Below are 22496 nucleotides of genomic sequence, written 5' to 3'. Positions count from 1 at the left end.
CGCGTTATCACCCCGTTAGAATACTCATCCATGTATTATTGTCCCTTTGGCAATTAGCTATGAAAATACACCGTGCTCCAAACGCCCGATTAAATCACAGACTTCCAGTGCGCCAGTTTCTGTTTCTAGTAGAGAATCTGGGCTGCGGTGACCCAAACCTTTAATCGGGGTGGACATCCAAATAATGGCTTTGCTTTTATCGCCCCCGAACAAGTCCACCGCGGCATCCATTACGCGAACAAAACGTGCAATTCGCTCACTCTCTTCTGGTGTGAAGCGGCCATCATGGGTGCGCCTGCGGGTAAGGCTGCGGCTGGGAATACCGGTGGCGCGCAATATTTCAGACTTAGGAATGGCGGCCCATAGATGAATGCTGTCGATAACATCAACAGAAAATCCCATTTTAATGCTGTCTACCAATAGGGTGCCGCGGCTGGCGGGCAAACCAATCTCACGCCATAGCGCGCCAGTTTTGGTCGCTGGGGCTGGGTGATATGCTCTCATGTAACCTCCTCGGTCAATTGGCTACCTATACTATAGCCAGCTGGCTGATATAAAGCAAAGTGTCACCTGCACTTGACGAAATTATCAGCGTCATTAAGCATTATATTATTCTAAATAATTGATATAAAAACTAATAACTCACTACTTGCAACCACTATTGCCGCTGATAATCTTACCTTTTTGGGCTTTATCGAGTAAAAAAAACAGCAAAAAGCCGATTCCTGTCAACTTTTGCTGACAGACTGCTTCATCAGCACCGGGGGACAGGGTATTATCATAGGCAGATAATCCGCACCTGCCATAGATAAGGTCGATACTGATGCGCTTGGAAGTTTTTTGCGAAGACCGACTCGGTCTTACCAGAGAGTTACTTGATCTCTTGGTATTACGCAGCATTGATTTACGGGGGATCGAAATTGATCCTATTGGCCGCATTTACCTGAATTTTTCGCAACTGGATTTCAGTGTATTTAGTGCATTAATGATGGATATTCGGCGTATTGATGGTGTCACTGATGTCCGAACCGTTTCTTTTATGCCGTCCGAGCGCGAACACCGGTCACTGCGTGCGCTGCTTGAGTCCATGCCAGAACCGGTATTCTCCATTGATTTAAAAGGTAATCTTGAGTTAGCCAACCCTGCGGCTCGTGGGCTGTTTTCCCTTAATGAGGAGAAAGTTCGCCATAAAACCGCCGGTAGCTTGCTTGGCGGATATAACTTTGCCCGTTGGTTTGAGGGGGGCGAAACTGCACCCCACACCGAGCGCGTGTTGATCAATAATCAGGATTATCTGATGGAGATTACCCCGATTCAGCTTGAAGATGAAAATCAGCAAAATCAAACAGTTGGTGCGGTAGTGATGTTAAAATCCACTGCGCGCATGGGAAAACAGCTGCAAATCTTATCAGTGAACGATGACACTGAATTTAAACAGATTGTCGCGACCAGCACGAAGATGCGCCAGGTTCTTGAACAGGCGCGCAAATTAGCCATGTTGGATGCCCCCTTACTGCTAGTGGGTGATACCGGTACTGGTAAAGATTTATTGGCGCGTGCTTGTCATCTACGCAGCCCGCGCGGGAAAATGCCCTTCCTCGGTCTAAATTGTGCTTCACTGCCAGATGATGTGGTGGAAAGTGAGCTATTTGGCTACGCCGCCGGGGCTTACCCAAATGCTATTGAGGGTAAAAAAGGATTTTTTGAGCAAGCGAATGGCGGTTCGGTACTCCTGGATGAAATAGGCGAAATGTCGCCTCGGATGCAGATCAAACTGTTACGTTTCCTCAATGATGGCACTTTCCGCCGAGTTGGGGAAGAACATGAAGTGCATGTTGATGTACGGGTTATTTGCGCCACACAAAAGAATTTGGTGGAACTGGTTCAGCGGGGGGAATTCCGCGAAGATTTGTATTATCGCCTTAATGTGCTGACGATAACTTTACCGCCATTGCGCGAGCGGCAGGCGGATATTATGCCGCTGACCGCATTGTTTGTTGACCGTTTTTCTGATGAACAAGGTGTGCCACGGCCAAAATTGTCACCAGAACTCAGCAGTTTCCTGACAAATTATGGTTGGCCGGGTAATGTGAGGCAGCTGAAAAATGCTGTCTATCGGGCCTTGACGCAATTGGACGGTCTTGAACTGCGACCACAAGATATCATCTTGCCGGAATTTGAGGTTGAAGCGGCGTTGGGGGATGAAGTTCTCAATGGTTCGCTTGATGATATTAGCAAACGTTTCGAGCGCTCGGTTTTAACCCGCCTTTATCGTAATTATCCGAGTACACGTAAATTGGCGAAGCGGCTGGGGGTCTCACATACTGCTATTGCTAACAAACTGCGGGAATATGGTTTAAGCAGTAAACGCGCCGCCAGTGATGAAAACGAAGAAGAGTAATAGGCTAACGGCGCGCAGACGCGTCGAGTAAGACGAGAATCAATAGGTTGCCATAAAAAACGGCTGCGCTCAGATGGGCCAGCCGTTTTTGTTATGACTTTATTTAACTCACCGGTGAGTTAATTCACCTTGGTTTCATTAAAGTAGAAAACTTGCTGGTTACTTCAGTGCTGCCAGAGCCGCATCGTAGTTTGGTTCGGTAGTGATTTCGTTAACCAATTCACTGTAGATAACGTTATCTTGACCATCCAGGACGATGACGGCACGTGCGGTCAATCCCGCCAGTGGGCCTTCGGTAATGGCAACACCATAAGCTTGTTTGAATTCTGCGCCACGTAAAGTCGACAACATAATAACGTTGCTCAGGCCTTCAGCACCGCAAAAGCGAGATTGAGCAAATGGCAGGTCAGAGGAGATACAAAGAACAACCGTGTTCTCAAGTTCGCCAGCCAGTTGATTGAATTTACGCACGGAAGCGGCACAAACACCGGTATCAATACTTGGGAAGATGTTCAGGACTTTACGTTTGCCAACGAAGCTGCTCAGTGCAACATCAGATAAATCTTTCGCTACCAAAGTAAAGTCTTTAGCTTTATCGCCCGCTTGTGGCAGTTGGCCTGCAACGGCCACTGGATTGCCTTGGAAATGTACTGTCTGTGTCATTATTTGATCCCTTTTACAGATGTGTAACACGAAGTTCAGTTTAAGGTAACAATGGCAGCTTGGATATGAGAAATTTGCTAAATAATTGTATTTTTTCCTACATTATGTTCTGGCACTTGGTGCCAAAGCCCGAATTCTGCTAAGGAATCTTAATGAGAACCCTGCGTTGCTATCCTGAGGCATGGCCTCTGCACTCTGAATTTGTTATTTCTCGTGGCAGCCGTACTGAAGCTAAAGTGGTGGTGGTCGAGATAGAAGAAGAGGGCATTTATGCCTTTGGCGAATGTACTCCATATCCACATTATGGCGAGAGCGAGTCTTCGGTTATGGCACAGTTGGCCTCGGTGATGAAGGCCATAGAAGCAGGTGCTTCACGCGCGGCTTTACAACAGCTATTGCCAGCGGGTGCGGCCAGAAATGCCGTAGATTGCGCTTTATGGCAACTGGAATGTCTGCAGACTCAGCAAAGTTTATGGCAGCGCACCCAAACGCCGCCGGTGCCACGTATTTCAATGGCCCAAACAGTCAGCATTGGCACTCCAGAAGCTATGGCCTACAGTGCCAGCGCATTAGCCCATCTTGGGGCTACCCTATTGAAAATAAAGCTAGATGACCATTTTATTGCTGAACGTTTGGTGGCTATCCGCAGTGCTGCGCCAGAGGTGACCTTAATTGTGGATGCCAACGAAGCCTGGCAACCCGAAGGTTTGGCTGGGCGTTGTCAGTTATTGGCGGATTTAGGTGTGGCGATGTTGGAACAACCTCTACCTGCTGGGATGGATAATGCATTGCAAACTTTTATTCATCCGCTGCCTATCTGTGCCGATGAGAGCTGTCATACGCGGGATGACCTGGCCGGTCTGGTGGGGCGCTATGACATGGTGAATATAAAATTGGATAAAAGTGGCGGATTAACCGAGGCACTGTTGTTGGCCGAGCAGGCAAAATCAATGGGATTCACCATTATGCTCGGCTGTATGTTGTGTACCTCGCGCGCCATCCGGGCCGCATTGCCACTGGCTCCGGGGGCGCGTTTTGTCGATCTGGATGGCCCCACATGGTTGGCGCAGGATGTGGAAGATAGGTTGGATTTCTCTATCGGGGCGATCAATTTATCGGTTTAATCCGCTAGCGTCAGTAAATCAATCAATGCGGCCAGATAACATTCACTGGCCTCATCGGCTGAAATGGGTGGCAACTCTGCGGTAATGCAAGGAAGGTCAAGCTCAGCACACCAACTTCCAAATGAACCCGGAGTGGCGTAACCCACCGTAGTGACCAGCGGCAAGGCGAAATTAGCTGCCAGTCGCGCACCTAGTGCTGAGCTGGCGGGATCTTCGATACAGGCCAGTGGCTCATGGAATGACACCACCCAACGAGGAGATAACTGTGCAATTAATGTGCACAATGCTTGCGTCTCCGGTTCTGAACCCGCATGTTCTCCTGTCGAAAGCACCACATCACGCGCCTCTGCGGCGCTATTCCAACGATAGACAGTGTCTCCTGATTGCCAATTTTGGGCCGGAAAGTTGCGGTTAAGATCAACCCCATTGGCATTGGCTCGCAACCCCAGTTGGCAACCATCGGGGTTGACCGCCAAGATAACATGATGGCGCTGCTGCTGCGGTGAGATACTGCGTAAGGCGCAGGAGAGGGCGACAATAGCCGCGCTTTCGTCACCGTGGGTTCCGGCAATAATCAAGCCAGTATTCGCTGTGGGATTGGCGGCAGGAAAATAAAGCAGCGGTGCGCCCAACAAGGAGGTGCCGTAGTGTTGACCTGGCGTCACCAGATTTCCCCGTGCGGTGCGGAGGCGATATTGGCTCATGATATTCTCTATTATTTCGTATGCATTAATATTAACTTCAACATAGCATCTAACATTATTACTTTGAATCAATAAGATATGCAGTTGATGACAAAACGGCATTTTCAGTTTCTGGTTCATCGGGGCAAGAGCCCTTATGGGCGCGCTGGCCACTTATGCGGCGACGACCTATTTGGCACCTTTCCCCGCCAATCAGCTTTGTCAGCCGTCTGGACTGTTAATTTTCGAAAGGTCAGATAATGAGTTGAAGAAAAATGATGCTCGAATGAATGGCTGATAAAAGCGGTGAGTTTTACCACTCTTTCGCCAGCCACGCAGCGCAGTATTTTTTTATTTTATCGTCGTCATGATGATGTTTAATCTGCTAGTTTATGCTGATGAGATTTTTTACTTTCGCTGAAATGGAATCACAACGAAAAGGTTATTAATTATGCGCTATTTCCGTTTTGCATTGTGTGCCGCATTAGTTGGCACAGCGCTGGGCGCGGCAAATGCTGCTGATGTTCCTGCGGGTACTGTATTGGCTGAAAAACAAGAAATTGTTCGTCATATTAAAGATGAACCGGCATCGCTTGACCCGATGAAAGCCGTTGGATTAATTGAAGCTCAGGTTGCGAGGGATTTATTTGAAGGGTTGGTTAATCAGAATGCCCATGGTCAAATTATTCCCGGTGTTGCCTCAAAATGGCAAACAGCAGATAACCAAACCTATATATTTACCCTACGCAAAGATGCGAAATGGTCTAATGGCGAACCTGTGACCGCGCAGGACTTTGTGTATAGTTGGCGGCGTTTGGTTGATCCTAAAAGTTTATCTCCTTTTGCCTGGTTTGCAGAACTGGCTGGAATGGAGAATGCGCAACAAATTATTGCCGGGAAAATGCCGCCAGAGTCTCTTGGCGTAAGTGCGGTTAATAATCATACACTTAAAGTTAAACTCAGTAAGCCAGTGCCCTATTTCCCCAGCCTGACGGCGAATTTCAGCTTATTCCCAGTGCCTTCCTCGGTGGTTGAAAAATATGGCAGTGATTGGACGAAAGTAGGCAATCTGGTAGGGAACGGGGCATTTAAGTTACAAGATAGAGTAGTAAATGAGAAATTAGTCCTGGTGCCTAATGAACATTATTGGGACCATGCACATACGGTGCTAACTAAAGTCACATTTATTCCAATCAATCAGGAAGCCAATGCAACTAAACGCTATCAGGCCGGGGATATTGATATTACGGAATCTTTCCCGAAAAATTTATATCAGAAGTTATTAAAAGATATTCCTGATCAGATTTATACTCCCGATCAGTTAGGGACTTATTATTATGCCTTTAATACGCAGCGCGCGCCGACCAATGATGTTCGGGTGCGTAAAGCATTATCTTATGCCATAGACCGTAAGATTATTGCTGAAAAAGTATTAGGTACCGGAGAAAAACCTGCCTATCATTTCACACCTGATGTGACTGCAGGCTACCACCCAGTGGCGAATCTATTACAGCAACAAGATCAAGACGAATTAAATACACAAGCCAAAGCATTGTTGCATGCCGCAGGTTATGGCCCGGATAAACCGCTAGAGTTATCGCTGCTATACAATACATCGGATAATAATCAGAAACTCGCCATTGCTATTGCTTCCATGTGGAAGAAGACTTTGGGGGTGGATGTCAAAATGATCAACCAAGAGTGGAAGACCTATATTGACAGCCGCAACACCGGTAATTTTGATGTTGTTCGTGCATCATGGACGGGTGATTATAATGAGCCATCGACATTCCTCTCACTGTTGACATCCACTCACAGTGGAAATATTGCCAAGTTCACTAATGCTGATTATGACCGCTTACTCAGTGAGGCCGGTAAACAGACTAACCCGAAGGCATTGAGTGATGACTATAACAAAGCTGAGCAGATTATTGCAGAGCAAGTGCCGATAGCGCCAATATACCAATTCACTAATGGACGGTTAATTAAACCTTGGGTAAAAGGCTATCCAATCACTAATCCAGAAGATGTGGCATATAGCCATACGATGTATATTATTAAGCATTGATAGGGTATATCACTAAGCATTAGCCTCTCATTTTTTAGAGTGATAAATAGACCGCCGGTATTTTCCGGCGTGTTTAGTTAAAAATTTAATTATTTAATGTATAAGAAAGTATAAAATTATTTCTTACTGTTTTGTTTGGGTGCTGTATTATTTTGTTTGGGCACTATGGCCGAAATAGATATCATAAAGCCTGTCAATGATGCGACTATTAATGGAAAGATAAATGCATCTGAAGAACGTAATGGATTTTTTATATCTATAATTATCACGAAAAAAAATGCGCTGGTAGCAAAGGTTGATGATGAATATAACTCACTCAGCTTATATTGCAGATTTTCTAATGCAAAGGGCGGCGTCTTTTTTGAAATGCAATCCCAGAGAATATGTACCAGCATGTATGAAATACAGATAATACAATAAAACCTTGTTAACTCATCTGTTGTCTGTGGCGCGTACCAGTGTGGGGAGAGTGGCTCCAATTTAAGTCACCAAAACTTTTCTCAGATAAGCTCCGGCTATCAGCACTCCGCCAATAGCTGCAAATGTGAATGCAAGGGGAGGCGTGATGGTTAAAGTGGGGATTAAGAATGATAAGCCCCCGGTCATTGCAAACCCCGCGCCCGCGCCCCCAATCAATGCTTTCATTAACGTAATGAAGCTAATTTCCATAATTAATATTCCTTGAATATACAACGTGGTAACTGGATAAAATTGTACCTCAAAGCTCAAGACACTCCTGCGGACTTTATCCTTATGCATCCTTAGAGATACCGCCTACGGATAATATTCGCGATACATATCGCATTATGAATGCATAAATACAGTGACTTTGCAGAGTAATGATTTACGTCGTAGTCAGTTATTTTCTCCCTGAGCATCGGCTATCCGCAGCCAGCAACTTTAAAGATTGGATGGCTAGCGCTACACTGAGCTAATTGCATGATAAATGCCGAGATAGAGGATGTTGTCGTGGATGTAGTCGAAGGGAAAGCACTTCAAGTTTCTGATGCAGTATATGCCTATCAACTTGATGGCAAAGGGGGAGTGATACCCATAAGTGTTGAGGCGGTGGCGACTGCCCAACAACCTTGTTGGTTGCACTTGGATTACACCCATCCAGACAGTGTGGCTTGGTTGCAGAATACCCCATTGCTGCCCGAGGTTGTTCGTGACGGCCTTGCTGGTGAGAGTGTTCGGCCTAAGGTGACGCGTTTGGGCGATGGCACGATGATAACTCTGCGGGGGATTAATTTTAATAATGATGCCCGGCCAGATCAACTCGTCACTATTCGGGTTTATATGACGGATAAATTAATTATCTCAACCCGGCATCGCAAAGTTTACTCCATTGACGCGGTTCTAAATGATTTGCAAAGTGGCACTGGCCCAACCGACAGCGGCAGCTGGCTGGTGGAGATTGCTGATGGGTTGACCGACCATACCAGTGAATTTATTGAAGACTTGCATGACAAGATTATCGATCTTGAAGACGACCTGCTGGAACAAAAAATTCCACAGCGAGGGCAAATGGCACTGCTACGCAAGCAGCTGATTGTATTACGGCGCTATATGGCACCTCAGCGGGATGTTTTCTCCCGGCTAGCCAGTGAGCGCTTGCCGTGGATGAGTGATGACGACCGCCGTCGTATGCAGGAAATCTCAGAGCGTTTGGGGCGAGGGTTAGAAGATTTGGACTCCAGTATTGCGCGCACTGCGGTGCTGTCCGATGAAATTAGCTCATTAATGGCGGATGCCATGAACCGGCGCACTTATACTATGTCACTGTTGGCGATGGTGTTTTTACCGACGACTTTTTTGACGGGTTTATTTGGCGTTAACTTGGGGGGGATCCCAGGCAATACCTATTCTTATGGCTTTGCAACTTTCTGCATCATGTTGATGCTTTTGGTGCTCTGTGTTGCCTGGGGGTTAAAGCGCAGTAAATGGCTTTAACTGGCGATAAACCCTCAAATAAAAGAGTATGCCAAACAGGAAGTTAATCACTGCAAAATTGAGCCATATCAAGATTTGGCGCTGATGACTCAGGCATTATCACTTTGCAGGTGAATGTAACGTCAAGCGATGGGCGTTACGCTCCATATTTGTAATACTTTTATTTTTGAATTACTGCATAGCACATAATTGTTACGATGCCGATGTTATCTCAACATCGGCATTTTTTTTGTTTTTTAGCCAGATAATGGCAAGGAAATAAAGAACCGTTACTCGCCTCAGAACCCCACTAGCTCGAGGCGATAGTCATTAGCGCATTATTTAATTTCGACGATATCAAGGCGAACCAGCGGTTGTTGTTCGCTGTTTTCATCATCTTCAGGTTGCCAGCCAACAGGTTGCAAGGGTAATTCCTCGCGGTCAAAGGCCAGGTCACCGCCATCCACAATGTCACTGTCATGAGTAATACTTTTAAAATCAAACAGTTTGTGGTCATTCAAATGTGAAGGAACGACATTTTGCATGGCGCTAAACATGGTTTCGATACGCCCTGGATACTGTTTATCCCAGTCACGTAACATGTCTTTGATCACCTGACGCTGTAAGTTAGGCTGAGAACCACACAAGTTACAAGGAATTATCGGGTATTCTCTGGCAACAGCAAAACGCTCAATATCTTTTTCACGGCAGTAGGCCAGCGGGCGGATAACCACATGTTTGCCATCATCACTCATTAGTTTTGGCGGCATACCTTTCAGTTTCCCACCATAGAACATATTGAGGAACAAGGTTTGTAAAATATCGTCGCGATGATGACCTAGTGCAATCTTGGTTGCCCCTAACTCACTGGCAGTACGGTATAAAATACCACGACGCAAACGCGAGCACAGTGAACAGGTGGTTTTCCCTTCCGGGATAATCTCTTTCACGATCCCGTAGGTGTTTTCTTCAACTATCTTATATTCCACACCTTGTTTATCCAGATACGCCGGCAGGATATCTTCTGGGAAACCGGGCTGTTTCTGGTCTAGATTCACGGCAATCAAGGTGAAATTAATGGGCGCGCTTTTTTGCAGGCTTTGCAAAATATCCAGCATGGTATAGCTGTCTTTACCGCCTGATAGGCAGACCATCACGCGGTCGCCTTCTTCAATCATATTAAAATCAGCAATCGCCTGACCCACATTGCGGCGCAGACGTTTTTGCAGTTTGTTAAAATTGTAATATTCTTTTTGATTAACCACTTGTTTCTCTTGCATTTGTTCGTGACTCACATCCGGTTAGGAGCATAACGGGGTATTGTTGCTATGCCGTGAGTTTATCATTCAATAAGCGCATATATTAGTGTTTTAAGTTATGGATTGGCCTTTTTTAGCCGGGCTCATAGCTATGGCTTATACAAAGTTATTTGAATTTACTACTGTTTTAATAATGTCTCCCTCATCAATGTCGACAAAATCGGCAACAATAATGCCCATCGTTTGCTTCTCTCTGTATTGTTTACAAAGCCAGACGTTCATGCCATCAATTAAATGGTGGCCGACCGCGCCGGTATATAAACAGCCCGACAAATTTTCTTTTGAAATTTATACTGAGTGCGGTGTAACCGGCATAATTATCTTGAACATGGAGATTAAAGCCACTTTTTTTAATCTATACCCAATGGATTTTGAGTGGCGGGCTTTGTCACTCGGTCGGCGATTTTTCTGCTTTTCCGGCTAACAAGCTCAAAAACTCATAACGTTTTTTCAGGTCTTGCTCTGCCGCCGCATACAGTTGGGCCGCCACCTCTGGCTCTTGGGTATTGAGCCGACGAAAGCGCTGCTCATTTAGCAGTGTGGTGGTCAAATCACTGTTTGGTGGGCGCGAGTCCAGGGCTAATGCTATTTTGCCTTCCTCGGCACGGCGTGGGTCGAAACGATACAGCGGCCAGAAACCGGTCGCGGTGAGTTGCTTCATTTGGTCATGACTGTAAGCCAAATCGTAACCGTGTTCTTCACAAGGGCTGTAAGCAATAATCAGCGATGGGCCGGGGTAAGCTTCGGCCTCTTGAATGGCTTTCACGGTTTGATTGAGTTGCGCGCCCAATGAAATCTGTGCGACATAGACATGGCCATACATCATCATGCTGACCCCTAAATCTTTGCGGGCCTTGCGTTTGCCGTGTTCGCCAAATTTGGTTACCGCCCCTAAAGGGGTTGCTTTGGATTGTTGGCCGCCGGTGTTGGAGTAGCACTGGGTATCGAGCACCAAGACATTGACGTTTTCACTTAAGCTGAGTACATGGTCAAGGCCACCAAAGCCAATGTCATAAGCCCAACCATCACCGCCAATGAGCCAAATGGATTTATCCACCAGATAATCTGCATCAGTGGCTAATTGCTGTGCCTCATGGCCAGGGATGGCGAGTAATACTTGGCGCAGTTGGCTGACCTGTTCGCGGCGCACTTCCGGTGTGGCCTGCGGCTCCAGTAATTGGCTGACCAATTCTGGCGGTAATTGTGGTGCTAATTGATTGATTAAGCGAATAACACGTTGCCGATGTTGGTCAACAGTCAGACGAAAGCCCAAACCAAACTCGGCGTTATCTTCAAACAGGGAGTTTGCCCATGCTGGGCCGCGGCCCTCGGCATTGGTGGTATAAGGTGTGGTTGGCAGATTGCCGCCATAGATTGACGAACACCCGGTGGCATTGGCAATTAATAGCCGGTCACCATATAACTGGGTAAGCAATTTAATATAGGGGGTTTCACCACAACCTGAGCAAGCGCCAGAGTACTCAAACAGCGGCGAAATCAGCTGAGAGGTGCGGATATCAATGCGCTCAATCTGGCTTTTATCAATTTCGGGCAGTTGCAGGAAGAAATCATAATGTGCTTTTTCTGCGGCTAAATGTTCCAGCCGGGGTTTCATGTTAATGGCGCGGATGGTCGGGTCTTGACGATCTTTGGCCGGACAAACTTCATAACATAAGTTACAACCGGTGCAATCTTCGGGGGCGACTTGCAGAATATACTTTTGCCCTCGCATATCGCGCGCTTTTACATCCAGCGATTGTAAGCTATCCGGCGCGCCGGACAGGGCCTCTGGCGGTACGACTTTAGCGCGAATAGCCGAGTGCGGGCAGGCCGCAACACAGTGATTACATTGGGTGCAGAGATCAGGCTGCCAGAGAGGAATGTTTTCCGCAATATTGCGTTTTTCCCATTGGGTCGTGCCCACCGGCCAGGTGCCATCAGGGGGGAATGCGGAAACCGGCAGAGCATCACCCAAACCGGCCAGCATGGTCGCCGTGACAGTTTTCACAAAATCTGGGGCCAGATCCGAGACTATCGGCGGGCGCATTGGGCTATTTTCATCAATAGGTTGCAGCGGGATTTCTACCAGCGCATCAAGGGTGGCATCCAGTGCTTGCCAGTTGCGGCTGACAATTTCCGGCCCTTTGTTGCTGTAACTGCGGTCAATTGCCGCCCGCAATTGCTCCTGCGCCAACGCGGTGGGCAATATTTGGGTGAGATGGAAAAAGGCCATCTGCATGACGGTATTAATTCGAGCACCCAATTTGCACTCGCGCGCGATTTTAGCCGCATTAATCACAAACAGACGCGCCTGGCACTGGTGCAGTACCGCCTGAACTTCTTGCGGCAGCCGCTGCCACATGTCGTCGGCGCTAAATGGGGTGTTAATCAAGAAGATACCGCCCGGTTTTAAGCGCTCGGCCATTTGGTAGGTATCAATAAATTGCAACTGATGGCAGCCGACAAAATCGGCTTCACTCACCAGATAGGCCGAGTTGATGGGCGTTTCACTGACCCGTAAATGCGAGACGGTCAGGCCACCGGCTTTTTTGGAGTCATATACAAAATAGCCCTGTGCATACAGTGGGGTACTGTTGCCGATAATCTTAATATTATTTTTTGTGGCCGACACCGAACCATCACTGCCAAGGCCATAGAAGAGGGCTTCCAGAGTGGCGCGTTGCTCGATTTTCTCATTCGTTATCGGCAATGACAGACCGGTAACATCATCAAAAATGCCTAAGGTAAAACGCGGGCGCGGCAATGCTAATGACAGTTCTTTGAACACCGCCAGCACACAATCCGGGCCAAATTCTTTGGAGGATAAACCATAGCGGCCGCCACTCACTTTTGGCAATGTGGCGCGCTCGCCACGGCTATAGGCTTCCGCCAGTGCGGTCATCACCTCTAAATAGAGTGGCTCGGCCAGCGCACCGGGTTCTTTGGTGCGATCCAGCACGGCAATGTTGCTCACTGATGAGGGTAAGACACTGAGCAGGTGTTCAGCAGAGAAAGGGCGGAATAACCGCACTTTCAGCACGCCCACTTTTTCACCGCGCTTTAGCAAGCTATCAATCACTTCTTCGCAGGTGCCGATAGCCGAACCCATTAAGATAATGACGCGCTCAGCTTGTGGATGGCCATAAAACTCAAAGGGTTTATAGTCGCGCCCAGTGGCTGCGGCAAAGGCTTGCATGGCATCTGCAACATGCTGATAAGTCTGGTTATACCAAGGGTTAGTGGCTTCACGGGACTGAAAATAAGTATCTGGATTGGCCGAGGTACCCCGCACCACCGGATGGTCTGGCGACAGGGCACGGCCGCGGTGTTGGTCTATCCCTGGCTGTGGCAGCAGCTGACGTAAGGTGTCATCACTGAGAGGGACGATTTTATTGATTTCATGTGAGGTGCGAAAACCATCAAAAAAATGAATGAATGGAATACGGCTATTGAGGGTCGCCACCTGAGAAATCAGGGCGAAATCCTGTGCTTCCTGCACACTGCTGGCACAAAGCATGGCACAGCCGGTTTGCCGCACGGCCATGACATCGGAATGGTCACCAAAGATAGACAGCGCATGGGTGGCAATGGTGCGGGCGGCAACATGCAAGACAAAGGGGGTCAACTCGCCGGCCAGCTTATATAAGGTTGGGATCATCAACAACAATCCCTGCGAAGAGGTAAATGAGGTTGATAGCGCCCCGGTTTGCAGCGCGCCATGCACAGTGGCAATGGCACCGCCCTCTGACTGCATTTCAACGACCCGAGGAACATCCCCCCAGATATTGACTTTGCCGTCACCAGACCAGGCATCTGCTTGTTCAGCCATAGTGGAGCTTGGCGTAATAGGGTAGATAGCAATAACTTCATTGGCGCGATAGGCGACAGAAGCTACAGCACTGTTACCGTCAGTTGTAATCATTAATTTATACCTTCACATTGCTTATCATGCAGGGAATGGGACTTTCTGCATTTTGAAATTTATGGGATGTCTGATTATTTGAACTAATACAAAAATTTTAGCAGAGAGATTTTTTGCCGGTTATCGCGTTTGTGTGACAGTGAGGTAACAGAAAATAAGGAACTCAGGAGGGCTGGGGGTATATCAGGGGCTTCAGATAATAATTATTACAATTAGAAAACTATTTATGACTGGAATTAGATATTACTTACCTTTCGGCAGTGCAATTATTATGCTGGAGTTGCGTTTGTTTTGAAATAATGGGTTCGTAAGGTCATTAATTTGTGGGTTAATTGTAACGCGCAGATCAGCCGCTATGCCCAGCCGTATGGCGCAAGATTTAATGAACATTTAACCTTGGGCGAGCATAATGTCAGCCCAATACTGAAATGTGAGTGTGATAATGAGTGGTTTCATGTATTTGATAATGGCAATTATTGCCGAAGTGGTAGCAACCACGATGTTAAAAGCCTCTGATGGCTTTACCCGCTTGGTGCCCTCGGTGGTCGTGGTTATTGGTTACGGGATTGCTTTTTGGGGATTATCGCAGGTGGTCAAAACCATGCCATTGGGTATTGCTTATGCCATTTGGTCAGGGTTGGGGATTGTGTTGGTATCCATCGCCGCTTTATTTATGTACCAGCAAAAGCTGGATTGGGCTGCCATTGCTGGGATGACCTTGATTATTGCCGGTGTATTAGTCATTAACTTGCTCTCTAAAACACCTATGCATTAATCCGGTGTTTTAGTTGCGGTGAATACCGCCACTGCGCATTATCTTTCAGTTGGGATCCTCTTTCACCTGGGATAATGTGCAGCGGCATTGCCAATGCGAGTTACTTAATATCTAACTGATGTATGCCCTCGATAGCCAATAATGCGGCATACAGCTCATCCACACTTTTTCGTGGTGACAATGTCACTTCCACCGTAAGCTCACAGTCTATCGGCGTGCCATCTTGCTCTGGATTGTGTATGACGGACAGATTAGCTGGCTTGAGCTTCATATTTTGTATAGTAGCCAAAATCAACGGCACTGAGTTTGGCAGCAGTTTTATCGAGATAGCATAATGCTGACCAATCAGTCGGTCACTCAGTTGGCGGAAAATTTCCAACACGATTAATGTCACTATGGTGCCATAAACCCCAATCTCATACAGGCCGCTACCCACCACCAAACCAATCGCCGCAGTAACCCACATTCCGGCAGCGGTGGTAAGCCCTTTAATCATATGCCTTTGGACCATGATAGTCCCGGCACCCAGAAAGCCCATGCCGCTAACCACTTGTGCCGCCACGCGGCTGGGGTCAAAACTGATGTGTTCTAATGGCAGTAAATCCTCAAACCCATATTTTGACACTATCATAAACATAGCACTGCCAATCCCGACCAGAACATGGGTACGCAATCCAGCATCTTTGGCGCGTAATTGACGTTCCAGCCCAATCAGTCCTCCTAATGCTCCCGCTAAAGTAATGCGCAAAAGTAGATCAGCTATCATACTCATTTCCATTTTATTCTTTTGCCTTTGGTAGGTGTTTGATTTCCACTCTGATTAATATAGAGCTTTAGTTATTTCTATCAAGAGTTAGCACTTAAGTGAGGGGATAAGTCGGCTATTCTTGCGGTTTCAGGTTAAATTAAATTTTGCATTAACACTTATTTATGTTGTGTTTTAATTATAACAGATATTATATAAGTCAAATTATAACCCCGTGGTAGTTTAAGCGGCAAGGTGGTTAGTGGAATTCACTGCGCATCACGAACGTATGCGTACCACCGATTTATGTAAATGCATTGGAATTAATCAGTCTCACTCAGTGAATATCACCGGTGGGTCGCCCAATATATTTGGGTTAACACGATATATTTCTCAGGCTGGAGTAAAAGAATGAAGGCAATATCTTGTTTAGTGGGCGGCGCAGTGTTTTTTTTAGCCGCGTGCAGCAGCAATGATTCAACCGATACCGTTTCATATAATGACAATGCCTATGAACCAGTACAGCAAGGAACCAGTGCGAATGTGCATCACAATCTGAATATGGCGAATCCTGCGGCGGTTAATTGTGCCAATGTTGGAGGGGTATTGACGATGGCTAAGCAACTTAATGGTAGCAGTGTGGGAATGTGCCAATTGCCGGATGGCAAACGTTGTGAGGAATGGGCATTAATGCGCGGTGCTTGCCCGGCGCGTTAACTGACGGCAGTATTAAAATAACCTTCAATACTGCCGCTTTATTGCACTTTGTTAATTAAGCGGGGATCAGTTTACCCAATCTTTCAATTGGTAAATTAAGGTGTGATCCTTATTACTCAGTGTTAATTGACCTTTGGCTAATGTCACTTTGGCTCCGCTATTAAGCACTTGGCCTATTAACGCATCCCACTGATTTAACTGTTCATCACCGCACAGCATACGGGTGCTTGCTAACCCTTTTGCCGTCAAAATACCGTCTTTTAGCTCTCCCTGTCCCATGAAACGGTTACACATCGCCCCGGAAATATGCATCTTTTCGCCAAACTCAATACTCGGCGCAGGGGTTTTTAGTGGCTGTTTGCCATCAACACTGACCAGCACAAAGTTGTGATGCAACAGATCACTGGCGGTGACATTACTGGTGCTGGTGGATTGATTCATGCCGCATCCTGCTAATAATGCCGCTGCTATGGCCAATGGAATTATTTTTTTCATGTGACTCCAGGTTAAATATGCCCTTAAAACAGGCACTATCCTTAAAACATGTCATGTCCTAAGCATAAGTAGGGTATTCCAGTGAGCACCCCAACTCATGGCGACTGTCGGCCAATCAAACAGTGACGATATTGGGGCACGGCTCCCCTTTGACCAACTGGCTAATATTCTGCATGGTGGTTTGAGAAATACTGGTCAGCGCTTCTTCGGTCAAAAATGCCTGATGCCCGGTGAAGAGCACATTGTGGCAAGAAGACAGGCGGCGGAAAACGTCATCCTGAATCACGTCATTGGATTTGTCTTCAAAGAACAAATCACGTTCATTTTCATAGACGTCCATACCCAGCGAGCCAATTTTTTGCTGTTTCAGCGCATCAATTGCTGCAGTTGAGTCAACCAGGCCACCACGGCTGGTGTTGATTATCATCACGCCATCTTTCATTTGATCAAAGGCACTTTTATTGAGCAAATGATGGTTTTCTGGCGTCATCGGGCAATGCAGTGAAATAACATCAGATTCAGCATACAAGGTTTTGAGGTCAACATATTCCGCACCTAATTCCAGGGCTTGCTCACTTGGATAAGGGTCAAAGGCCAGCAGGCGCATACCAAAACCTTTCAGAATTCGCATGGTGGCCACACCAATTTTACCGGTGCCGATAATCCCGGCAGTGCGGCCATGCATATTGAAGCCAATCAGACCTTCAAGGGAGAAGTTGGCATCACGGGTACGTTGATAAGCACGATGAATACGACGGTTAAGGCTCATCATCATACCTACAGTGTGCTCAGCAACGGCTTCAGGTGAATAGGCCGGTACGCGCACCACAGGAATGCCCAGTTCTTTCGCTGCAACTAAATCGACATTATTGAAGCCAGCACAGCGCAAGGCCAGAATCTTGACGCCGACTTCTTTCAATTCTTCCAATGTTTCGCGGCAAGCATCATCATTGACGAAAATACAGACCGCATCACAGCCGGCGGCCATTTTTGCTGTTTTTGGGCCTAACAGAAAATCGAAAAACTCTAATTCAAAGCCAAAATCTTTGTTGACCAATTCGAGGTATTTGCGGTCATACTGTTTAGTACTGTAAACGGCTAATTTCATCATGATAACTCCGCTAAAATATTGTGATAAATCTAACAGATTTGAATAAATCATACAATTTGCGACAATAGCCGGCTGGATAGGACTTGTAACATTCTCATGCCATTGAGGTAAGGTTTTTATGCCGGTTTTCAATAGCAGTAATTCTATTCGAGTCACGAGAGTCGCTGTATTTATTATGGTATCTTGCAGCCGTTTAGGTTGCTGTGGTCAAAGCACTCCAGAACATGAGATGAGTGCAACACAAGGAAAGTCATGACTAAATGCGCAAAAATAGTGGGTTGGCTGTTATTAATCAGCGCAATTTCTCTGATGATATTATGGAAGACCCTGCCGCAATGGCTGCCAAAAGTTGCGCAATATTGGTTGCCCGCGGGTAGCCAACTCATATTATCTAGCCCACCAGTCTGGCATGAGGGCGCGCTGCGTATCCCCCAGCTGCGCTATCGGGTGCAAGATTGTACTCTCGTAAATATTGATAAATTGAGTATAGGTTATCACCATAGCCGCTGGCAGTTAGGTGCGAATAAAGTGGCCTTAGATACTGCCTGCTTGAGCCAATTACCTGTCAGTGGTGACAGCGCCCCTCTCGATTTAGCCTATTGGCAACAGCAGTTATCGGTGCTGGATGTGGCCATCAACAATGTGCAAATTACCCCTTGGCAGCAATACGCCGGCAAACTGACACTGACGTCGTCGGTGACGCCCAACCTATCCCAAGAGTTACATTATCAAGGCCCGCAATTGAGTTTTGCCGCCACTTTAGATAATGAACAACAACTGAGCTTGCAGCAATTCTCTATTGCGGTACCTGGCGCTGAACAGCCTTTCGAACTTAGCGGGAAAATCAAAATTCCCCTGTCACTGGATGATTGGCCTGAACAGGGAATGCTGGATGGGGTTTTGACCACCGGGTATCTGTCTAAACCTCTCTTACTGAATTTGAGTTGGCAACAGCTGCAAGGGGTGCTGACTCTGACAGAGCGCGGTGACGAATTACCGCTGGCGCGCTTGCCGTGGCGGATAGATTTAAGCCCGCAACGCGTACCAGACAAACTGCAAATTACCGCGGGCCAGTGGCAATGGCCTTATGCGGCGCAACCGCTTAGTGGTGGGCTTAACCTGACATTGAATCATTGGGAACAGGGGCTGGATAAAACCACCATTGATGCCCGCATTAATGTGGTTACCGCGGGTAAAGCAGGGAAAGGGAACGCCGTCCTGACCCTTGGGCCGGGCAATCTGAGTATGACCAACAGTGATTTAAAGTTCCAGCTAAGCGGGCAGGCGAATCTGGACAGCATAATACTGAATGGGACTATTCCCGGCTTGCTCAGCGGCTCGGTACTGAACCCCACCTGGGTGTTGCATCCGGGGGCGTTGCTACGGGCGCACGGCCGTGTGACTCCGGAACTGCGGATAAGAGATGCCCGCTGGCCTTTGGCGGGGGTGAAGGTCACCGCCGCAGGTGTGACGGGGCGGCTGCAAGCGATTGTGGATGCGCAAGACAGCTATTGGGGTGATTTTAATGTGCATCTTGATGGTCAGGCGCAAGAGTTTTGGCCAGATAAAGGCGATTGGCAGTGGCGCTATTGGGGTAAGGGGCATCTGCCTCCTTTGGCTGCCCATTGGGATGTCAGTGGCAAAGGGCGCTGGCAGGGAACGCTTATCACTCTGGATCAACTGTCTACCGGTTTTGACCGCTTAGAATATGGCTTGGCTAAGGTTGATGCACCACGGCTGACCTTAGTTAAACCTCTGACCTGGCAGCGCGATAACCATCATCCGGCTTTTATTGCCGGGCTTGAGTTAGGCGCGAAAAAAGTGGCATTTAGTGATGGCGGGGGGTATTTGCCTCCGGCGCTATTATCCCTCCAACTTAATGGCCGTGATCCGAACAGCTTCTTGTGGCAAGGAAAGTTACAGGCACAGAGTATTGGGCCGATTGCGCTACAGGGGCGTTGGGATGGCGAGCGCTTACGGGGCGAGGGCTGGTGGCCGAAACAGTCATTAACGGTATTCCAGCCACTAATTTCCCAAGAGTTAGGTATCAAGCTGCGTGATGGCCAGCTGTATGCGCAGGCGGCCTTTTCCGCCGCCCGTAAACAAGGATTTACCGCCGGTGGGCACTGGGTGGTGAAGAATGGCGGCATGTGGTTGAAAGAGGGCGAGTTAAGTGGGCTGGATTTTGTGATGACCTACCGCCTACGCGAAAGTCAGTGGCAGCTAGGGGCGCAAGGGCCAGTTAAACTGCGCATTGCTTCGTTGACTAACTTGTTTGAAATGCAAAATATCACCGCCGACCTACAAGGGACATATCCTTATTCAGAGCAATCCCCATTGACCTTGAGTAACGTTGGCATGGATATTCTGCAAGGGCATTTAAGCTTATCTGCATTGCGCTTACCGCAACATGATGCGGCGGTGCTGAAATTAAGCGCTATAGATTTAAGCGAACTATTTACTGTGCTTAAACCTAAGCAATTTGCCATGTCAGGTAAGGTGAACGGCGAATTACCCCTTTATCTTAATAATCCACAATGGCTGGTGCACAAAGGGTGGATTGCTAATGACGGCATGGTGACACTGCGTTTGGACCCCGATCTTACCAACTCAATCGGTGAGAGTAATATCGCAGCAGGTGCTGCAATGGACTGGTTGCGTTACATGGAGATTTACCAATCTTATGCCATGGTGGATTTAGATAACCTTGGCCAATTAACATTGCAGTCAAAGATTCACGGCGTGAATACGCAGAAAAACTCAAAACGAGAAATAGTCTTAAATTATCGCCATGAAGAAAATATCTTCCAACTCTGGCGTAGCTTGCGGTTTGGCGATAATTTACAAGAGTGGTTACAACAGCATCTTTTGTTACAACCGACTATTTCGTTACAACCAACATCGTTACAAACAACAACAGCACCGGTGAGGGCGAAGGAATGAAGATCTTGACATGGGAATGTGTGGCACTTGTTCTGGGGGTGTTTCTGCTCAGTGGCTGTTTACGTCTTGAGGTGGCGACCCCGGAGAAACCTATCACTATCAATATGAACGTCAAGATTGAGCACGAAATCCAGATCCGAGTTGATAAAGATGTGGAAAATTTGCTTAAAAATCAATCCAATCTTTTCTAAGGAGCCATGATGAAAAAGCAAACTTCAGGTTGGATTGGTGGTCAATCGCGGCTGATTCGCAAGATACTGGCTTTGGTGGTGTTGAGTGGCAGTCTGTTGTTTAGTACTGGGGTATTTGCACTGACCTTAGAACAAGCAAAGCAACAAGGCCGGGTAGGAGAAACCCTGAGTGGCTATTTGGCTCCGGTAAAAAATGATGCCGAAACTTTGGCGCTGGTGGAGCAAATCAATATTGCCAGAGCGGTAAAATATGACGAAGTAGCACAAAAAAATCATATTTCTACTGAGGATGTCGCCAAATTAGCGGGGCAAAAGTTGGTTAACCGTGCTGCTGCGGGTGAATATGTGCGCGGTATTAATGGCCAGTGGATAAAGCGCTGACACTTATACTGACCATCAGATTAATAAAAATGCCCATATAAGATGGGCTTTTTTATGGCAGAAAAAAGCGCACCCGAAGGTGCGCAATTATCTAATGACCCTGTTGGGTAACACGAGGGTAATACGAGGTCATTCAGTCGTGCCTTGGCGAGATACCCGCCTTGGCGCAAAAGTGTAAAATCAGTTTGTCTTTATAAATCAACTACCATTCGCTAACTAACAGCCATTACTTAACTAACAACTATTAGCTAATTATAACTATTAGCTAATTATAACTATGCGCTAACCACTTGAGTCAGTAACTCTTTGGCATCTGCTTGTGCTTTGGTTGCCACTTCAGGGCCGTAAGCAATACCTTCTGCGAACACGAATTCAACATCAGTAATCCCGATAAAGCCCAGGAACAGACGCAGGTAAGGCACAACCAGGTCAGTAGGGGTATCTTTATGAATACCGCCACGGCTGGTCAGAATAATAGCGCGTTTGCCAGTTATCAGGCCTTCTGGGCCTTTTTCGGTGTAACGGAAAGTCACGCCAGCACGGGCAATCAGGTCAAAATAGTTCTTTAACTGTGTCGGAATATTGAAGTTATACATAGGTGCGGCGATAACAATCACATCATTCGCCTGCAATTCAGCAATCAGTTCATCAGACAGCGCCAGTGCTTCTTGTTGGCGTGGAGTCAAGGCGGCATCTGAAGGGCGCATTGCACCGACCAGCTCGCCATCTAATACAGGAATCGGTTGAGCAGCCAGGTCACGTACAGTAATTTCATCACCCGCATGGGCGGCTTGCCATTGTTCAGCAAAAAAATCAGCCAATTGGTTAGACTGTGAATATGTTGCCAGGATGCTTGATTTCAGAACCAGTACTTTGCTCATCGTAATTCCTTAAAAGGTAACAGAGACTTAGGCTATTCGCCTTTTCAATGAGAGATACTTTATTCATATTTGCAGAACAGTGATAGCGTAATATTTTGCGTTCTTTGTTCGATTTTATTGAACGATGAGCATCAGATAGTCAAAA

At 47.1% G+C, this 22496-nt stretch carries 20 protein-coding genes; 10 read left to right on the top strand and 10 right to left on the bottom strand.

Translation table 11 applies throughout. The annotated features are described in order from the left end of the window. Window positions 1-57: 57 nt before the first annotated feature. Complete coding sequence (gene xre / locus YROHD0001_RS16720) at window positions 58-504, bottom strand: type II toxin-antitoxin system antitoxin Xre (RefSeq protein ID WP_004712916.1); 447 nt, start codon at window positions 502-504, stop codon at window positions 58-60. A 319-nt stretch (window positions 505-823) separates the two neighbouring features. Between xre and tyrR the strand changes: the two genes are divergently transcribed. After that, window positions 824-2401, top strand: a complete 1578-nt coding sequence (gene tyrR, locus YROHD0001_RS16725) for a transcriptional regulator TyrR (protein WP_032815856.1) — start codon at window positions 824-826, stop codon at window positions 2399-2401. Window positions 2402-2560: 159 nt separating this feature from the next. Here the strand turns inward: tyrR and tpx are convergent, their stop codons facing one another. Then, window positions 2561-3064: a thiol peroxidase gene (gene tpx / locus YROHD0001_RS16730; RefSeq protein ID WP_032815855.1), complete on the bottom strand. Its 504-nt coding sequence runs from the start codon at window positions 3062-3064 to the stop codon at window positions 2561-2563. A 152-nt stretch (window positions 3065-3216) separates the two neighbouring features. Here tpx and ycjG point away from each other — a divergent pair, with 152 nt between their 5' ends. After that, on the top strand, window positions 3217-4188 hold the full coding sequence (gene ycjG, locus YROHD0001_RS16735) for an L-Ala-D/L-Glu epimerase (RefSeq protein ID WP_004712913.1): 972 nt from the start codon (window positions 3217-3219) through the stop codon (window positions 4186-4188). On the opposite strand, the gene mpaA is transcribed toward ycjG, so the two are convergent. Beyond that, window positions 4185-4892 carry a murein tripeptide amidase MpaA gene (mpaA, locus tag YROHD0001_RS0117060; RefSeq protein ID WP_032816028.1) on the bottom strand — a complete coding sequence of 236 codons (708 nt, stop codon included), beginning with the start codon at window positions 4890-4892 and terminating at the stop codon, window positions 4185-4187. The two genes, ycjG and mpaA, sit on opposite strands and share 4 nt — an antisense overlap. Before the next feature lie 430 nt (window positions 4893-5322). Between mpaA and YROHD0001_RS16740 the strand changes: the two genes are divergently transcribed. Next, window positions 5323-6939, top strand: a complete 1617-nt coding sequence (locus YROHD0001_RS16740; protein WP_004712911.1) for a peptide ABC transporter substrate-binding protein — start codon at window positions 5323-5325, stop codon at window positions 6937-6939. Between the two features lie 165 nt (window positions 6940-7104). Then, complete coding sequence (locus YROHD0001_RS0117055; protein WP_032815854.1) at window positions 7105-7359, top strand: hypothetical protein; 255 nt, start codon at window positions 7105-7107, stop codon at window positions 7357-7359. A gap of 60 nt (window positions 7360-7419) precedes the next feature. On the opposite strand, the gene YROHD0001_RS16745 is transcribed toward YROHD0001_RS0117055, so the two are convergent. Then, window positions 7420-7608, bottom strand: a complete 189-nt coding sequence (locus YROHD0001_RS16745) for a hypothetical protein (RefSeq protein WP_004712908.1) — start codon at window positions 7606-7608, stop codon at window positions 7420-7422. Window positions 7609-7908: 300 nt separating this feature from the next. Here YROHD0001_RS16745 and zntB point away from each other — a divergent pair, with 300 nt between their 5' ends. After that, window positions 7909-8892, top strand: coding sequence for a zinc transporter ZntB (zntB, locus tag YROHD0001_RS16750; protein WP_032815853.1), 984 nt, complete (start codon window positions 7909-7911; stop codon window positions 8890-8892). Window positions 8893-9209: 317 nt separating this feature from the next. On the opposite strand, the gene ttcA is transcribed toward zntB, so the two are convergent. Both ttcA and nifJ read right to left on the bottom strand, forming a co-directional pair. Next, complete coding sequence (gene ttcA / locus YROHD0001_RS16755) at window positions 9210-10151, bottom strand: tRNA 2-thiocytidine(32) synthetase TtcA (RefSeq protein ID WP_004712906.1); 942 nt, start codon at window positions 10149-10151, stop codon at window positions 9210-9212. 427 nt (window positions 10152-10578) lie between these two features. Further along, on the bottom strand, window positions 10579-14112 hold the full coding sequence (gene nifJ / locus YROHD0001_RS16760; RefSeq protein ID WP_004712904.1) for a pyruvate:ferredoxin (flavodoxin) oxidoreductase: 3534 nt from the start codon (window positions 14110-14112) through the stop codon (window positions 10579-10581). Between the two features lie 442 nt (window positions 14113-14554). On the opposite strand from nifJ, the gene YROHD0001_RS16765 reads away from it, so the two are divergent. Next, the gene (locus tag YROHD0001_RS16765) at window positions 14555-14887 is read left to right on the top strand and encodes a DMT family transporter (RefSeq protein WP_032815852.1); all 333 of its coding nucleotides are present in this window, start codon (window positions 14555-14557) and stop codon (window positions 14885-14887) included. Window positions 14888-14987: 100 nt separating this feature from the next. On the opposite strand, the gene YROHD0001_RS16770 is transcribed toward YROHD0001_RS16765, so the two are convergent. Next, on the bottom strand, window positions 14988-15653 hold the full coding sequence (locus tag YROHD0001_RS16770) for an MgtC/SapB family protein (protein ID WP_032815851.1): 666 nt from the start codon (window positions 15651-15653) through the stop codon (window positions 14988-14990). A gap of 390 nt (window positions 15654-16043) precedes the next feature. Here YROHD0001_RS16770 and YROHD0001_RS16775 point away from each other — a divergent pair, with 390 nt between their 5' ends. Beyond that, a complete protein-coding gene (locus YROHD0001_RS16775; protein ID WP_032815850.1) occupies window positions 16044-16349 on the top strand; it encodes a putative hemolysin in 306 nt (101 codons plus the stop codon). 66 nt (window positions 16350-16415) lie between these two features. Here the strand turns inward: YROHD0001_RS16775 and hslJ are convergent, their stop codons facing one another. Together hslJ and YROHD0001_RS16785 are read right to left on the bottom strand one after the other, a co-directional pair. Beyond that, a complete protein-coding gene (gene hslJ, locus YROHD0001_RS16780) occupies window positions 16416-16844 on the bottom strand; it encodes a heat shock protein HslJ (RefSeq protein WP_004712900.1) in 429 nt (142 codons plus the stop codon). Window positions 16845-16959: 115 nt separating this feature from the next. Further along, complete coding sequence (locus YROHD0001_RS16785; RefSeq protein ID WP_032816027.1) at window positions 16960-17952, bottom strand: 2-hydroxyacid dehydrogenase; 993 nt, start codon at window positions 17950-17952, stop codon at window positions 16960-16962. Between the two features lie 255 nt (window positions 17953-18207). Here YROHD0001_RS16785 and YROHD0001_RS16790 point away from each other — a divergent pair, with 255 nt between their 5' ends. Genes YROHD0001_RS16790 through YROHD0001_RS16800 form a run of 3 tightly spaced genes read left to right on the top strand, consistent with a single transcriptional unit; the run spans window position 18208 to window position 21470 of the window. Further along, window positions 18208-20898, top strand: coding sequence for a YdbH family protein (locus YROHD0001_RS16790; RefSeq protein ID WP_032815849.1), 2691 nt, complete (start codon window positions 18208-18210; stop codon window positions 20896-20898). Next, complete coding sequence (locus YROHD0001_RS16795; RefSeq protein WP_032815848.1) at window positions 20895-21089, top strand: YnbE family lipoprotein; 195 nt, start codon at window positions 20895-20897, stop codon at window positions 21087-21089. Before YROHD0001_RS16790 ends, YROHD0001_RS16795 begins: the two co-directional genes overlap by 4 nt. A 9-nt stretch (window positions 21090-21098) precedes the next feature. Then, window positions 21099-21470, top strand: coding sequence for a YdbL family probable chaperone protein (locus tag YROHD0001_RS16800; RefSeq protein WP_032815847.1), 372 nt, complete (start codon window positions 21099-21101; stop codon window positions 21468-21470). Window positions 21471-21745: 275 nt separating this feature from the next. On the opposite strand, the gene azoR is transcribed toward YROHD0001_RS16800, so the two are convergent. Continuing rightward, window positions 21746-22351 (bottom strand): FMN-dependent NADH-azoreductase, encoded by a 606-nt coding sequence (gene azoR, locus YROHD0001_RS16805; protein ID WP_004712895.1) that lies wholly within the window; start codon window positions 22349-22351, stop codon window positions 21746-21748. Window positions 22352-22496 lie beyond the last annotated feature (145 nt).

The organism is Yersinia rohdei ATCC 43380, from assembly GCF_000173775.1.
GTDB lineage: Bacteria > Pseudomonadota > Gammaproteobacteria > Enterobacterales > Enterobacteriaceae > Yersinia > Yersinia rohdei.
This window is presented reverse-complemented; position numbering and strand designations above follow the sequence as displayed.

What these genes read in the sequence shown, in the direction of transcription:
- ycjG (WP_004712913.1), top strand. Translation starts at nt 3,217, where the DNA reads ATGAGAACCCTGCGTTGCTATCCTGAGGCATGGCCTCTGCACTCTGAA.
- nifJ (WP_004712904.1), bottom strand. Translation starts at nt 14,112, where the DNA reads ATGATTACAACTGACGGTAACAGTGCTGTAGCTTCTGTCGCCTATCGC.
- YROHD0001_RS0117055 (WP_032815854.1), top strand. Translation starts at nt 7,105, where the DNA reads ATGGCCGAAATAGATATCATAAAGCCTGTCAATGATGCGACTATTAAT.
- YROHD0001_RS16775 (WP_032815850.1), top strand. Translation starts at nt 16,044, where the DNA reads ATGAAGGCAATATCTTGTTTAGTGGGCGGCGCAGTGTTTTTTTTAGCC.
- YROHD0001_RS16770 (WP_032815851.1), bottom strand. Translation starts at nt 15,653, where the DNA reads ATGATAGCTGATCTACTTTTGCGCATTACTTTAGCGGGAGCATTAGGA.
- YROHD0001_RS16790 (WP_032815849.1), top strand. Translation starts at nt 18,208, where the DNA reads ATGACTAAATGCGCAAAAATAGTGGGTTGGCTGTTATTAATCAGCGCA.
- YROHD0001_RS16745 (WP_004712908.1), bottom strand. Translation starts at nt 7,608, where the DNA reads ATGGAAATTAGCTTCATTACGTTAATGAAAGCATTGATTGGGGGCGCG.
- YROHD0001_RS16740 (WP_004712911.1), top strand. Translation starts at nt 5,323, where the DNA reads ATGCGCTATTTCCGTTTTGCATTGTGTGCCGCATTAGTTGGCACAGCG.
- mpaA (WP_032816028.1), bottom strand. Translation starts at nt 4,892, where the DNA reads ATGAGCCAATATCGCCTCCGCACCGCACGGGGAAATCTGGTGACGCCA.
- hslJ (WP_004712900.1), bottom strand. Translation starts at nt 16,844, where the DNA reads ATGAAAAAAATAATTCCATTGGCCATAGCAGCGGCATTATTAGCAGGA.
- tyrR (WP_032815856.1), top strand. Translation starts at nt 824, where the DNA reads ATGCGCTTGGAAGTTTTTTGCGAAGACCGACTCGGTCTTACCAGAGAG.
- YROHD0001_RS16800 (WP_032815847.1), top strand. Translation starts at nt 21,099, where the DNA reads ATGAAAAAGCAAACTTCAGGTTGGATTGGTGGTCAATCGCGGCTGATT.
- YROHD0001_RS16785 (WP_032816027.1), bottom strand. Translation starts at nt 17,952, where the DNA reads ATGAAATTAGCCGTTTACAGTACTAAACAGTATGACCGCAAATACCTC.
- YROHD0001_RS16795 (WP_032815848.1), top strand. Translation starts at nt 20,895, where the DNA reads ATGAAGATCTTGACATGGGAATGTGTGGCACTTGTTCTGGGGGTGTTT.
- azoR (WP_004712895.1), bottom strand. Translation starts at nt 22,351, where the DNA reads ATGAGCAAAGTACTGGTTCTGAAATCAAGCATCCTGGCAACATATTCA.
- xre (WP_004712916.1), bottom strand. Translation starts at nt 504, where the DNA reads ATGAGAGCATATCACCCAGCCCCAGCGACCAAAACTGGCGCGCTATGG.
- tpx (WP_032815855.1), bottom strand. Translation starts at nt 3,064, where the DNA reads ATGACACAGACAGTACATTTCCAAGGCAATCCAGTGGCCGTTGCAGGC.
- ttcA (WP_004712906.1), bottom strand. Translation starts at nt 10,151, where the DNA reads ATGCAAGAGAAACAAGTGGTTAATCAAAAAGAATATTACAATTTTAAC.
- YROHD0001_RS16765 (WP_032815852.1), top strand. Translation starts at nt 14,555, where the DNA reads ATGAGTGGTTTCATGTATTTGATAATGGCAATTATTGCCGAAGTGGTA.